The sequence below is a fragment of the Peribacillus sp. FSL E2-0159 genome (assembly GCF_038643155.1).
Classification (GTDB): domain Bacteria; phylum Bacillota; class Bacilli; order Bacillales; family DSM-1321; genus Peribacillus; species Peribacillus simplex.
This window is the reverse complement of the sequence record NZ_CP152053.1, coordinates 753,116-766,825: the sequence shown is the minus strand read 5'-3', so window position 1 is coordinate 766,825 and position 13,710 is coordinate 753,116. Positions and strand designations below refer to the sequence as shown.

The 13,710-nt window shown below is 38.3% G+C and carries 11 protein-coding genes; 4 read left to right on the top strand and 7 right to left on the bottom strand.

Going from position 1 to position 13,710, the window contains the following annotated elements; genetic code table 11:
* Positions 1–23 precede the first annotated feature (23 nt).
* Positions 24–419, bottom strand: coding sequence for a MerR family transcriptional regulator (locus tag NYE63_RS03760; RefSeq protein ID WP_342604134.1), 396 nt, complete (start codon positions 417–419; stop codon positions 24–26).
* Between the two features lie 164 nt (positions 420–583).
* Here NYE63_RS03760 and NYE63_RS03755 point away from each other — a divergent pair, with 164 nt between their 5' ends.
* From NYE63_RS03755 to NYE63_RS03745, 3 genes are all read left to right on the top strand, one after another.
* Positions 584–1,009, top strand: coding sequence for a universal stress protein (locus NYE63_RS03755; protein ID WP_342604133.1), 426 nt, complete (start codon positions 584–586; stop codon positions 1,007–1,009).
* A 165-nt stretch (positions 1,010–1,174) separates the two neighbouring features.
* Complete coding sequence (locus NYE63_RS03750) at positions 1,175–2,056, top strand: LysR family transcriptional regulator (protein WP_342604132.1); 882 nt, start codon at positions 1,175–1,177, stop codon at positions 2,054–2,056.
* Between the two features lie 159 nt (positions 2,057–2,215).
* Complete coding sequence (locus NYE63_RS03745; RefSeq protein ID WP_342604131.1) at positions 2,216–2,587, top strand: hypothetical protein; 372 nt, start codon at positions 2,216–2,218, stop codon at positions 2,585–2,587.
* A 63-nt stretch (positions 2,588–2,650) separates the two neighbouring features.
* Here NYE63_RS03745 and NYE63_RS03740 read toward each other — a convergent pair whose 3' ends face one another.
* The 5 genes from NYE63_RS03740 to NYE63_RS03720 all read right to left on the bottom strand — a co-directional run bounded on the left by NYE63_RS03740 (position 2,651) and on the right by NYE63_RS03720 (position 6,737).
* Positions 2,651–3,373, bottom strand: a complete 723-nt coding sequence (locus NYE63_RS03740; protein ID WP_342604130.1) for an amino acid ABC transporter ATP-binding protein — start codon at positions 3,371–3,373, stop codon at positions 2,651–2,653.
* Positions 3,370–4,026, bottom strand: coding sequence for an amino acid ABC transporter permease (locus tag NYE63_RS03735; protein ID WP_342604129.1), 657 nt, complete (start codon positions 4,024–4,026; stop codon positions 3,370–3,372). Before NYE63_RS03735 ends, NYE63_RS03740 begins: the two co-directional genes overlap by 4 nt.
* 78 nt (positions 4,027–4,104) lie before the next feature.
* Positions 4,105–4,926, bottom strand: coding sequence for a basic amino acid ABC transporter substrate-binding protein (locus NYE63_RS03730; RefSeq protein ID WP_342604128.1), 822 nt, complete (start codon positions 4,924–4,926; stop codon positions 4,105–4,107).
* 340 nt (positions 4,927–5,266) lie between these two features.
* Positions 5,267–6,286, bottom strand: a complete 1,020-nt coding sequence (locus NYE63_RS03725; RefSeq protein ID WP_283900768.1) for an AI-2E family transporter — start codon at positions 6,284–6,286, stop codon at positions 5,267–5,269.
* A 220-nt stretch (positions 6,287–6,506) separates the two neighbouring features.
* A complete protein-coding gene (locus tag NYE63_RS03720; RefSeq protein WP_342604127.1) occupies positions 6,507–6,737 on the bottom strand; it encodes an excisionase family DNA-binding protein in 231 nt (76 codons plus the stop codon).
* Positions 6,738–6,999: 262 nt separating this feature from the next.
* Between NYE63_RS03720 and NYE63_RS03715 the strand changes: the two genes are divergently transcribed.
* Positions 7,000–7,926: a hypothetical protein gene (locus NYE63_RS03715; RefSeq protein WP_342604126.1), complete on the top strand. Its 927-nt coding sequence runs from the start codon at positions 7,000–7,002 to the stop codon at positions 7,924–7,926.
* A 1,063-nt stretch (positions 7,927–8,989) separates the two neighbouring features.
* Here NYE63_RS03715 and NYE63_RS03710 read toward each other — a convergent pair.
* Complete coding sequence (locus tag NYE63_RS03710; RefSeq protein WP_342604125.1) at positions 8,990–13,660, bottom strand: hypothetical protein; 4,671 nt, start codon at positions 13,658–13,660, stop codon at positions 8,990–8,992.
* Positions 13,661–13,710: the final 50 nt, after the last annotated feature.

The following is a 13,710-nucleotide window of genomic DNA, read 5'->3' as shown; positions in this document are numbered from 1 at the left end:
AAAACCTATTTTCAAGATTAATTTCACCGCTTGCTTGTTTTTTCGTTCACTTTCAAGTCATGTAGGGTTTCGGTAAAGCCTTTTATTACCAGTTCAAAATCCTGCTTCAACCCATCCAGCTCTTTAATGCGTTCATTTATTTCGTTTAACTTCTGTCCTGCAGTTTCAATCGTTTTTTCCAATTGCTTTATGCCTGTCCTATCCTTATCGAATAAAAGGACTATATCCTTTATTTCCACTAACGAAAAACCATACTTCTTACCGCGCATTATAATTTTGAGCTGTGCATATTCTTTCTTTCCATAAACTCTTTTTCCCGTTTCGGTACGCTTTGGTCTAAGCATACCCAGTTCCTCATAATATCGGAGGGTCCTTGTCGTCAATCCGAATTCTTTTGCTAACTCAGAAATGGTGTACATGTTAAAACCACACTTTGCAAAGGGATTAATTACCTTTATTTTAACATTGACGTTAACGTAAACTTCAATAAATATTCACAAAATTTATAATATATGAAACTGCATGAAAGATTTAAATTGATATACTAGAGGTATATTCTTTAATAGAAGGGACTGATCGATCAATGCTATGTTCAAAAATATTAGTTGCTTATGATGAATCCGAATTGGCACTTAAATCTTTAGAAAAAGCGATTGAATTAGCAAAGCTGGATCCTGCTATCGAAATCCAAGTGCTTCACGCTGTAACGCTGCCAATCAAACCAAATATATATGGCAATGCCTTTCAGGAAATTGAAGAATCCATGCTCAAGTTTGGCAACGAAGTGATTAAAAAAGCGGAAGCGCTTTTATCCGAAATCCCGAATGCATCCCAGACATTTGTCGTAGAGGGTTCAGCCATCACGACTTTATTGGAACATACAAAATCCCAGAATTGTGACCTTATCATCATGGGCAGTCGCGGATTGAGTGGTTTCAAAGAATTCCTGGGTAGCGTAAGCCACTATATCGTTCAACATTCCCCAGTACCCGTCTTATTGGTCAAATAAAATTTTACGGCAGATATTCTTGTCACCTTTCATAAGTTGGGTTCCCCTTTGGAATCCAGCTTATTTATCCGTGCATGAACTCTATCAAAACTTATCATGTTTTACAAACACTTCCGTTTACGGGTAAAATGAAACTAATTTTAAACGAGGATAACAGGTGACGCAATGGATATTAAACATTTGCAATACTTTATAGAGGTAACCAATTTCAATAGCTTCACTCGGGCTGCCGACCATTTATTCATTACTCAGCCGACCATCAGCAAGATGATTAAAAACCTGGAAACCGAGCTAGGTGTTGAGCTTTTTGATCGTTCACGTAAGCAACTGATCTTGACCGATGCAGGCAGGGTTGTCTTAGAGCAGGCAAAATTGATTGATAAGGCCTTTCACAATTTAGAAACGGAAATGGACAATTTATTAGGTTTAAAAAAGGGACATATACGCATCGGGCTGCCGCCGATCATCGACGCTTCTTTCTTCCCCCGAATTCTTAGCCGTTTTCACGAGGACTATCCCAATATTACCTTTCAATTAGTAGAGGATGGTTCAAAGAAAATAGAAGAATCCGTCCAAAATGACTTAATTGATATAGGCGTAATAGTCCTGCCGACCAACACCGCACTTTTTCATCATTTTGCTTTTTTGGAAGAAGACATCAACTTGATTGTTCATCCCTCCCATCCGCATGCTTATGGGGAAGAAATCGATTTGGCCGACCTGGAAAACGAATCTTTCATCTTATTCAATAAAGATTACGTCCTTCGAGATCTCATCATTTCATCCTGTAATGAAGCTGGTTTTTCTCCACATATCGTAACGGAAAGCTCACGCTGGGATTTTATTGAGGAAATGGTTTACTGTAAACTTGGCGTTGCTCTATTACCTGAAAGTTTATGCCGTCATGATGAGCGCGTAAAGACAATCAAGGTTAAAAATCCCTCCATTAGTTGGAATTTAGGATTTATTTGGAGTAAGGACCATTACCTTTCATACGCTGCAAAAGAATGGCTGAAATATACGAAGGAAGCATTGTCTCATAAGTAGTGAATGATTCGGCAAGATTGATGTAAGCACTATCATAGATTTGGGTTATGCACATGATAACATCTAACCATTTTACAATGCGTTACGGCGGGGGTAGACTAGTATGAGTAAAAAGCATGGTAAATGCTGATATTCCATATATTACAAAAGGAGAAATTCATGATCACTTTATCTAGTGTCGATGAGTTACAGGCAACAGAATCAGCTCTGGAGAAAATTAAATATTCATACCCCGAACTATTTAATAAACTGTTCCATGTCGTTGCCTTAACACGGGCTCTTCAATTTAAATATCAATTTATGGGCACATTAATCATGGATGAAAACCCTAACGAATACACCCCTGAATTCGTTATGCCCTCCGTTATCGGATTATATATAGAGGAAGTTCAAAAGTTAAAGGATGATCCGAATATCCAGGTATTACTTCAGACCTTCTCCCAAAATAAAAATATTGGATATGCCAAAATCAGTATGCTTGTGCTCGGTAAAAGCCCTGAATCGCTTTTAGGCGCCTCATACATCAAATGAAGCCCCCTGATATTCTCCGAAAAAAAACCTCCCTTAATGGAAGGTTTTTTTCTTTACGTGTAATTAAAGCACTTTACTCAAAAAGGCTTTAGTTCTTTCCTGCTGGGGATTATTAAAAATCTCACTAGGAATATTTTCTTCAATAATATAACCTTCGTCCATGAAAATCACGCGATCTCCAACTTCTTTTGCGAACCCCATCTCATGGGTCACAACTACCATGGTCATGCCTTCCTTAGCCAGTTGCTTCATTACCTCAAGGACTTCACCGACCATTTCAGGATCTAGAGCGGAAGTCGGCTCGTCGAATAGCATGATTTTGGGTTCCATCGCTAACGCCCTGGCAATTGCGACGCGTTGCTTTTGTCCCCCCGATAATGAATCTGGATATGCGTTCGCTTTCTCGCTAAGTCCCACTTTCTTAAGCAGTTCCATCCCTCTTTGGGAAGCCTGTTCTTTGGATAACTTGCGGACCTTTATAGGCGCAAGCATTATATTCTCAAGAACAGTCTTATGTGGAAATAAGTTAAAATGCTGAAATACCATGCCAACTTCCGTCCGGACTTTATTGATATTGACCTTCTTGTCTGTCGTATCAAGCCCTTCAATGAAAATATGGCCTCCCGTTATCGTTTCAAGTTGATTGATACACCTGAGGAAAGTGGATTTACCCGACCCAGAAGGACCAATTACCACGACTACTTCCCGAGGGGAAACGATTGCATTGATATTTTTCAATACTTCATTTTCGCCAAATGACTTCTTTAGATTCTCCACCTTGATCATTCTGTTTTCAACCTTCTTTCGAGTCTATTTAATACGAAACTTAAAATGAGGGTCAGGAATAGATAGATGAAGGCACACGCCAAGTATGGCTCCCACACTTTAAAGTACTGACTCCCCATCGCTTTTCCCCAATACATCAATTCCGGGGCAGCAATGACACAAAGCAGGGATGAATCCTTCAATAATACGATGAATTCATTTCCTAACGGAGGAATCATTCGTTTGAAAGCTTGAGGCAATACAACATGTATCATTGTTTGGATATGGGTCAGTCCCAATGAACGTGCCCCTTCCATTTGCCCTTTATCGATGGATTGAATGCCCGCCCGGAAAATTTCGGCTATATATGCGGCTGCATTTAAAGATAAAGCAATGACACCGGCAGTTACTGCATTCGTTTCCCCGGTAAAAAAGGGCACAATTCCAAAATGGATTAAAAAGATTTGAACTAAAAGCGGTGTTCCGCGAAAAACCGTGACATAGCAGTAAAATGGAAAGGCAAGCACTTTGTTTCTCATGATTTTCCCTAAACCGATCAATAACCCCAAAAAGGTTCCGATGAGGATGGAGGAAGCCGACAGCCCTATAGTAAGCAAGGTTCCTTTTAATAAGAAAGGAGCATATTCAAAAATAATATCCCAGCGAAAACTCATATTGTTTCCCTCCTAAGACCAAAAAAACTGCGTAACTTCACACGTAAAGTTACGCAATCTTTTACTATCCATTTGTTTTTATTGTTGTGCTTTCAACGTTTCAATATCTGGATCAGTACCAAACCACTCTTTATAAATTTCTGCATATTTCCCATTTTCATAAATGGCATTCACGGCTTTATCGAACTCCGATTTCAATTCACTGCCTTTTGGGAACATAAGACCATAAAACTCCTCATTGAAACTTTTGCTATCTTCAACGACTTTCAGTTTTTGATCGGGATTATTTTTCACATATTCTTCAACAACCGTATTATCAGCTACGACAGCCGAAGCTCCGCCTTTTAGTAATTCCTGAATGGCCAGGTTATTATTTTCGAATTTTTTGATATCCTTGTGATTCTTTCCAAGGAGTTTCTCTACCGCTTCCTGTCCAGTAGTACCGGTCTGAACGGCAATGACGTTTCCTTTCAATTCATCTCCTGATTTTATATCACTATTCTCAGGAACGAGAATCTTGTTTGTGGATAAGAAATACGGAACAGAGAAGTCATAAGATTGTTTTCTTTCGTCATTCACTGTAATCGCAGATATGGCGACATCCGCTCTTTTACCTTCGATTTCAACAAAAATCGGATCCCAGCCAACACTTTCCAACTTAACTTCATAACCCGCTTCTTTTGCAACGGCATTGATGAAATCAACATCGAATCCTACAATCTTATCTCCTTCAAGATATTCAAATGGAGCATAGTTGGCATCCGTCACGATCCTGAGTGTTTTCCCATTGGACTCTTCTTCTTTACCAGTTGTCGAGACTTCCTTATCCTTCCCGCATCCTGTCAAGACTAGTAACAAAGAAGCAACCATGGCAAACACTAAAAAAGAAACCTTTTTCAAAATAATCCCCTCTTCTCTCTCGTAAACTCTCTTTTTTTAAAAAAACAGATAAATCTAACTTTAGAGAACTTTCAGTATATTCTTTTAAGAATATTATACGTTTATTTGTTTTTTTATGCAATAAAAAGTCGACAAATAACTTTAGTAAAATAAAATTTTAATCAATTAACTCGGTAAATCAAAAACGCAACTATGCTCTAATAGGGAAAGATGCACCCTTTTCCCCTTTACTCGAATTGATAGATATTATATTGAAAACAGTTAGCTCCATCTTTCAAAAGGTTTAATAGAACAAAAATAAGCAGCAGCCATGTTAGCGTGGCCGCTGCTCGAATGATTATTATGGGACTTCCATATTCCCCTCTTCAATATCCAACATATCCAACAGGAAGATGAAGATCGGTATTCCGATGATTAATCCCCATATTCCAAGGAAATGCTCGGAAAACAATAGGATGATGAAGGTGAAAAATGTTGGAAGATTTGTTTTTGCCGACATGAATTTCGGATTTAAAATATAGCTTTCAATTGCATGGATCACAACAATCATGATTAATACAGCAATCACTTTGGGCATGCCGCCGATGCTATAGGCAATCATGCTAAGTGGAATGAGGGAGATGATAACCCCTGCAACCGGAATCAAACCCAGGAAGAAAATCATGATCCCTAGACCGAGTAACTGCGGGAAGCCAAGAATCCATAAGAAAGTTACAGATAGGACAGCATTCGTGATGGCTATCAAGAACTGGACCTCAATCACCTTTCCGAATGAATTGATGAATTTGACGCCAAAGTGGCTTAAGTTTATAAAGAAAGATTTAAATTTGGCCCGCTTGAATTTAGAAGTGAAACGAATGATTTTATCTTTTTCCAATAAGAAAAATAGACTAAGCAACATGGAAATGAAAATTTGAAATGCCAGTTTACCGAAATCGGATATATAAAGATAAAGTGTATTCATCTGTGTTTGAAGATCGAGCGGCGATCGCAGCTCGTTCATTATATTAATGGCATATTGAATGACCCTGCTATCTGGTGGATGTTGAAAGAAGAAAACGATCTGTGTCACTAATTCCGTGAATTGCAGCGTAATGACCGGTAGATATTTATAAAGAACGATGGCTAAACAAGAAATGACGACTGCATATAAAAAGCTTATAACAACCTTAGAGTTGATATGCATCACTTTATTCAGCCGAATCATGATAAATTGCTCCAGCCTTCCCATCAGGAAAGTGAAAACAAATGTGAATAACACGATATTAACCATACTACCGATGCTTATTAAAAAGAGAACTAATACAATTAATGTAATTAACCTTGAAAAACCTTCGCTTTGCAAATACTCTTTTACCACTTACCTATCTCCTAACTACCGTTCTGCCGTTATAATTCCTTTACCTTTCATTTTACACGGAATTGAGGAATTCTACTACAATTACCTTCCATTGACAACAAAATTAATTGCATGATCAGTAAAACCCATGCTGAAGACGCCGTTAAGGTGTTTTCGAAAAATTCAATCTTTTATCCCAAGCAATTTCTGCATGAAAAAACATCTGCCAAATCGGCAGATGCTAATCTTCATCCTTCACATCGATATCTTCGGGGATGGGTTCGTTATTATAATCCGCTAATTCCTTCTTATACTTCTCCATCTGTTCAAGATGCATATTAAACTGATCTTTAAAAATCAAATGCTGCTCACCATCATGAACGGTGCGAATTTTATTTTGAACGATCAAACTTTCTATATAAGATTCCGGCATTGATAAATATTCCGCAGTCTCTTTTACTGTTAAGTACATGCCTTCACCCCTTTTCCTCTCTAACTATACTAGATATGAGGCTTTATTTGAAGTGCTTGATCTTTGATTGAAAATCCCTTCAATGCCAAGGAAAGGACGAAACCGGATTCAAGGTTTTTGGCATGTAACCTCCCCAACTTAATCGATTTCCTCAAATGGAACATTTTGCACGAAATTCCAAACAACAACTTACAATCCCTTCCAAGAACATGTAAGATAATGTTAAAGTAATATATCCATATATTAAAAGGAGTGGACAAAAATGACCTTCTTTTATGTCATTCTTGCGGCAATTTTTGCTGTTTTCCTGGTCAATTTCGTTAAAAGGCTAAGTGAACCGGCTAAATTAGTACGCTATCAAAATGAATTCCGTAAATACCATACGGAAACTTTAGATCTGCATGCAACGGAAATCGTTTCAGAAGCATTGATTGAAAAGCTTAATAAAGCACTGGATTTTAGTTATATGGAAAAGGTCAATGCTGAATTCCGACTGACGCATCCACGGGACTCACAGATAAAGGTCAATCAGGCTTGGCGTGAATTGAAACGCTATTTGATTATGGCTGCAGTGTTTGGAAAAGTTGAAATGTTTAATTCAGTCATCGATGAGTTATGGCATATCATGCTGAAATATAGACAGGAATATGATGAGTTTTGCCAAGATTTCATCGGTAGGACCATTCAGCACCATCCTCATTCAGAACCTGTTTTCAAACCCGAAGAGCGCACTCTTTTTGACTTTTACTATGTACAGCTATTTACGGTGGACTCCCATTCCATTCAAAAATGGGGCAAATTTTTCAAGCATGATAAAGGGCAAACGCTTCTCCGCGATTTTGAAACGTTGGAGCTGGAGCAGTTAAAAGAGAAATATATGCGGAACCCGACAAGTATACAAGCGGAACTGACCTTTGAATCTTTCACTTCCCAATTTAAAGAAAACCGCCCCACGACAGAATTGAATTGGCGGAAAACGTACGACCAGACGGACTACGCAGCTCCTGCCTATTTCACTTATGCAAGCACCGATGATTTTGACAGCGAATTTAAAGATATTTTCGGGAATGAATCGAACTCAATTTCCTCTGGATCCGGCCATGCTGGTCATGGTGATCATAACAGTTCCCATGACGGCAGTTCTGATTCCTCTTCCAGCTGTTCTTCATGCAGTTCTTGTTCGTCTTGAGCTTTTCGCTTGGAAAAACATTTGAATAAACGTGAAAAAACCACTCTGTATGCTTTCAGAGTGGTTTTTTGTGATTTTGATGATGTTCTCATAATGAATTTCTACTAATTCTTCACAAACTTTATCTCAGATGTCTTGAAAGTCTTCAAAACCAGCTCCATGTAAAGTAAGAAAGATTCTACTATGAGTTTGGTTTTTTCAGAAGATAATTCAAAATTGAAAAGATATTAACCAAAATTGGAACAATGTCCTCTATTAATTTTTATAGAATTTAATTTATAGCTTTTAGATTATTAATTAAAAGGAGAAGAAAAAATAAAAAAACATTTTTCAGAAATTTTAGTAACGATTTCAATTTTTTCCACTATTACTCCAACATTTAGTTTATAGCAAATTCATATGAATTGTTAAACATTGAATCTGCTGTATTAGTTGAATATTCATTAGTCATATTTACATCTTCATCAATATTAACTGTTGTTTTATTCCCAACAGCAATATTTAGAAGGTACCCCAGCATTTTTTAAATAAGTATTTAATCGTGATTTAATTGTTGATTGAGTAACACCCTCAGCTTATTTTAAGGAGTTACAACTGATATGCATGATAATGAGATACGAAAATTCAGATCAGTTTTTGTATATGCAAATTTGGAAAACAAGAAAAAATTAGTACAAGGTTTAACTGAAGATCGAGTGTAATTAATTGAAGAATTAGAAAAATACAGGAATTCCCTTTCACCATTTTTAATTAATGTTTTGCAAACTAATATAGATCAGTGGGAAATAGAAATTCATGATTGGCAAGAGGAAATAAAAAAAATAGAAGAAGAGAAAGAGAGCTTTTAAGTGCTCTCAGTTTGTAGACAAAAGGGGTTCGGAATTTATAAATTCCGAACCCCTTTTGAGATCCCCTTTGAATTTTCGTCCCAAGTTAAGAGATTGGGGCTCTGCAAGCCCACTCTTTTAGGCCATTATTAGACATTGCCACGTCCAATTGGCTCTATTTTCCAAATTCACCGGAAATTTTTTAAGTCGTCTGACGCATTCCATTTCCTTCTTCATTAATTCCACCGATTGAACCAATTCTTGATCCTTTGTTTATTTTTCTCAAGAACCTCCTTAGATGTCCGGTTGTCTTTTTGTTTTTTCCATTCAAAGAAAGATGCAATTCCAATAAGCAGACCTCCGCCGATGATTAAATACAGCCACCATGGCATCTCGCCCCACATCGAATTGGTATTCATATAGACATTGAATAAAATGGTCCCAGTTCCAGCGATGAAATAGGATTTGTATTTCATCATGAATCCAAAGAGCATTGCTGCCAATGAAACCGTGCCGATAATGAGGGCATCATATAAGGTGTTACCTGCCATTGCATCAATGATCAAGGCTAAAAATAAGAGGAAAACAATACCACTCTCGATATATTGTGTGATTTTGCCTTTAACAAAGATTTTCCTCAGCAGAGTGGTGCTGACAATGAACAACGGCAGAATATTTACCTCTTCCTCAAGTACAGGAGGTATCGTGAGCTGATCGACAATGACCCAATACGGATATAGGCTGAACAATATCGCTGCAGCCAACTTGGATTTTCTTTCCAACACGCCTGTAGTCGTGCTTCTTATCAAAATGAAATAGGCAGGAATCAGAAGTGCCACGAAGATTTCCAAAATGAAATGTGCTGGTCCCCCCGTCAAAACATCCATGTTCATGGCAAGAAGAAACAGCAGACCATAGACTCTGTAAAAATCCAATTGAAGGACTGCCCCGCCTTTATCAAGCAAGCCTTTAAAGAATTTCCTGCTTAGCAGTACCATTATGGCCATACACCCAAAAAGGACTGCCGCTCCAACAAAAGGCTGTAATGTGTCCGCGTACATGATGATGGTCCAATACGGATACAAACTGAGAACTCCCGTCAGCCAAACGTAGATGCCTTTTTCTTTTACATCCTTTGTGAAACTTCCAATCAAGATGAAGTATACCGTGATCAAGAGTGATACAAAAACTTCGAGTAACTGGGTCAATGTTTCATTTACTAGGATTCCCCGATTCATGGCCAATAAAAACAGCAGACCATACATCCTGTATGCATCGATGGTAATACCTGTTTCTTCCCTTTTGATTAAACCATCGAAATAACGCCGGCTTAAAAGCAGCATCCCTGACATACAGCCAAAAAGGAATATCAATCCCATTACAACCGATAAGCTGTCGGCATAGCCGACGATGATTAGGAAGGGATACAGACTGACTAGTGCAGCAATATTGGAATAGATTTTCCTTTCTGGATTTTCCGCTGTCAAGCTTCTCAGGAAGATGAAATAAGCGGTTAACAGAAGCGATACAAAGACTTGGAGTAACTGATGCTTAGTATCATTAAAAACCTCCACATTCATATCGATCAAAAAGAATAAACCATAAATCCTGAAAGGATCAAAGTTGATGATGCCTGATCCATTTTTCTTGAGTAACCCGCTGGAATACAGCCTGCTTAACAACAACATTCCCACCATACAGCCAAAAAGAACTGCCAAACTCGTGACGATTGGGAGTGTATGGGCATAGTCTATGATATTGATGAACGGGAAAAGGCCGATGATGGCCGCTATTCCCGAGTAAATGCTTTTTTCTTTCTTATAGATCGTGAATCTTCCCATAAGGATGAAGTAGCTAGGTAACAGCAGGGTAACAAATATCCCCAAAATCGCAGAATCTGTATCGCTCATAAACACTTCCAGATTCAGAGTAAACAGATATAACAAGCCAAAAATCCGATAATAATCAATGACTCTCTTCGTTCCCTCTTGGTTGAGCAATCCTTTGAAATGGCGTCTGCTAGCCATCACCATCACAGCCATACATACAAGCAAAACGATAACCGCCATAACCAAAGGTAATATATTTACATACATATTATAGAAGATGAACGCCAGACTTAGAGGAACCACAGCATAGTTCCGCCAATTCCTTTTCATGAGCAGATACCAGGCAAACAAGATCTGTACAGTCATTACTCCTACCCAGACCAATTCCCTGTTAAGCGGAAAATCCCGGATTGCAGTTTCCAATATAGATATGCTTATTCCTAAATGAATGAATGGAATAAGATAATACTCCATTATGCCTCTCCAATTCTTATTGGAAACCGACCACAGAATGGTTATGAGTCCTGCTGTTATCATCATGCATATTGATGTAATGAATGCCATTTGCCCCACGTTTGTTAAAAATAAATGGACCTGCAGGAAAAGGGCTGAAAAACCTAGGTACGTAAAGACGTATTTTTCCCATTTCACATGTGCCCTTAAAGCACTCAAAATATAAATAAACAGTTGTGCAACATATAGGAACGGTGAACTTTCCGTATAAACAATGAGCAAATATCCAACGGGAATCGCCAGTAAATTGGCAAGGTGACTAGTATATTGGAAGTACAATTTCCCATTTTTCGAATATTTCCCAAGCCATTCTCCTAAAAAGAAAAAGATAATAGGACCTAGCAGCACAAACGCAATCTTCAACACCATTGAACCAAAATCAAAAACATCGTAGAGTGAAGCGTATAGGCCCGCACTTGTAATCACGACAGGCACCCAGAATATGTGCTTCCGATGTATATGGACAGACCAGCCGTTTATTACAGTAGCCATGGCAATGGCTCCGCTTGCCTCCAAAGGATTCAGTGAATCGAATGGAATCGATATCAAGGAAAGGAAGGAAAGAATCTGTCCGCTATATGCAAAAACGGGAAAGAATTTATGATATCCCTTTTTAAATGTATAAGCTGCACCGATGGAAATTAGTGAAACCCCCATTAAATAGACGCTGAACATTATATTTGATCGGACCCACTCTAAACTCTCCAACAAATATGGATAGAAAGCGACCAAAGCCAGTACGAAAGTGATTGGAAATCCGTATATGGCGTTTTCCTTCATATGCTTTGATTCGTCTTTTATATATGTGATGAAGAAAAGCCCAGAGATCATGGCGAGCGCTGCACTAACTGCAAGCCAATCCATTTCGCTGAATTTACTGGTCAGTATCACTAACATGATCATTGGGGAGATAAGTAAGATACTCTTCTTAAACAGGCTGTACCTTGGGTGACGGTTATATAAATATACTCCAAGATATTGAATGACCTGTACAACAAAAAACAGATTTAAAATGGTAGAAAAAGAGACTGGCAAGGCAAAGAAAAGATATAGGAACGCTAAGTCGAAAACAACCACAGCCGGGTACGTGAAGCTTGAATTTCTCGAATGAAGGGAAACATAGACAAGCTGAGCGGATACTATCATGAGCGCGATGAATATTTGCGCATAGTTCTCCTGGTACACCATCGCATTACTATATAAGAAAACGATCCCGCTCTCAATCAAACTGGTGAACATGAAGTTCTTGGAAAGCTTATTCATTTTGGATTTAGCCAGATATTTCGATAGCACAGTAAAAATGATTGGTACAAATGCAAAAGCAATGATCATGTACTCACTTAAAAATGAGTTAAAAATAAAATGGATATATCCATACGTGAATACGGCGCTAAAAGCCATTTCATAATATTTTTTTTGGAATTTGACCGAAAAAATAAAAAACAAAACAGAAAAGACCATCAACGTTAGCGAATACACCAAGTTACTTGAAAATAACGTCAGTATCACAAAGGCTTCCACGATGATTTTAAACTGGATGAATTGAAAAATGAATGGTTTGAATAACGTTAATGCTTTTTGATTTTTCAATTGCTCAATATTCCATAATAGTATTAAATTAAGAATGCCAATCGCCAAAAACATCCACTCGATAGTCGGCGTCACAAAAGCCAATCCGAAATAGCAGGTAACGCCAAACGTGAATATCGAAATGAAAATGAATATTTTCGACTTAAAGTAGTCAGCAACCTTACAATAAATGGATAAGCAAAGTACCCCCCCAAGAAAACCCAGAAGCCCCCGCCCCCCACCATTAAGTGAAAGGTACTCTCCAAAAATCCGATAATATGAAACTGATAAAATCGTAATCGGAATGAATAAACATGCTAGCGTCAGGAAAGCAAAAGCGGTCTGATTAATTTTCAGCTTCGAAGCGATGAAGGCCATCCCTGTAAAAATGACGGATACCATTCCAATGAAGAAAACTTTCAGGACCGCATTCAGATCTCCCCATGAAGAGGTTGCTAAAATCACCCCGCCAATCAGAAGCAATATGACCCCAGTGAGCAGGATGACAGAGATATTCCGTTCCCTGATTTGCTCAGGTGTTTTCTTCGGCTTTGCCGATTTTACCGGTTTCTCCCGCCTGATGGCCAGCTGTTCAATAACCGGTTTCTTATCTGTGATCTCCTTGACAGGTTCAGGACTATCCTCCAAAACGGATTCAATAGGATCATACCCGGCCTTCTCATTCTTCATTATCGACTCTTTCAATTTACCAGATTCCCGTAATTTCAATGAAGATTCTTCAATCTGGCTATCATGAACCTTCATCTCGGCACTTTCACCGATAATCGTTTCATGTGCATGGATGGACTTCTTTTTTTCATGCTCTAGGCGCTTTTGTTTATGGAGGGCTAATTGGAAATGCCGATTGTATGCCCTGCTAATCCGGATATATTCTGATTTAGGGATGAGCCGCCTTTCCCATAAAACATCCAGCTCTTCTTGGAAAATACGCTTCCTTCTTTCTAATGTCATTTCTTCATTTGAAGAATCATTCATCCCAAGATTCCCCTTCCTTCAAATAGACCTTCTATCATCTTATGTATATT

Coding starts and splice junctions, on each gene's coding strand:
- NYE63_RS03760 (WP_342604134.1), bottom strand. CDS start 419: ATGTACACCATTTCTGAGTTAGCAAAAGAATTCGGATTGACGACAAGG.
- NYE63_RS03755 (WP_342604133.1), top strand. CDS start 584: ATGCTATGTTCAAAAATATTAGTTGCTTATGATGAATCCGAATTGGCA.
- NYE63_RS03750 (WP_342604132.1), top strand. CDS start 1,175: ATGGATATTAAACATTTGCAATACTTTATAGAGGTAACCAATTTCAAT.
- NYE63_RS03745 (WP_342604131.1), top strand. CDS start 2,216: ATGATCACTTTATCTAGTGTCGATGAGTTACAGGCAACAGAATCAGCT.
- NYE63_RS03740 (WP_342604130.1), bottom strand. CDS start 3,373: ATGATCAAGGTGGAGAATCTAAAGAAGTCATTTGGCGAAAATGAAGTA.
- NYE63_RS03735 (WP_342604129.1), bottom strand. CDS start 4,026: ATGAGTTTTCGCTGGGATATTATTTTTGAATATGCTCCTTTCTTATTA.
- NYE63_RS03720 (WP_342604127.1), bottom strand. CDS start 6,737: ATGTACTTAACAGTAAAAGAGACTGCGGAATATTTATCAATGCCGGAA.
- NYE63_RS03715 (WP_342604126.1), top strand. CDS start 7,000: ATGACCTTCTTTTATGTCATTCTTGCGGCAATTTTTGCTGTTTTCCTG.
- NYE63_RS03710 (WP_342604125.1), bottom strand. CDS start 13,660: ATGAATGATTCTTCAAATGAAGAAATGACATTAGAAAGAAGGAAGCGT.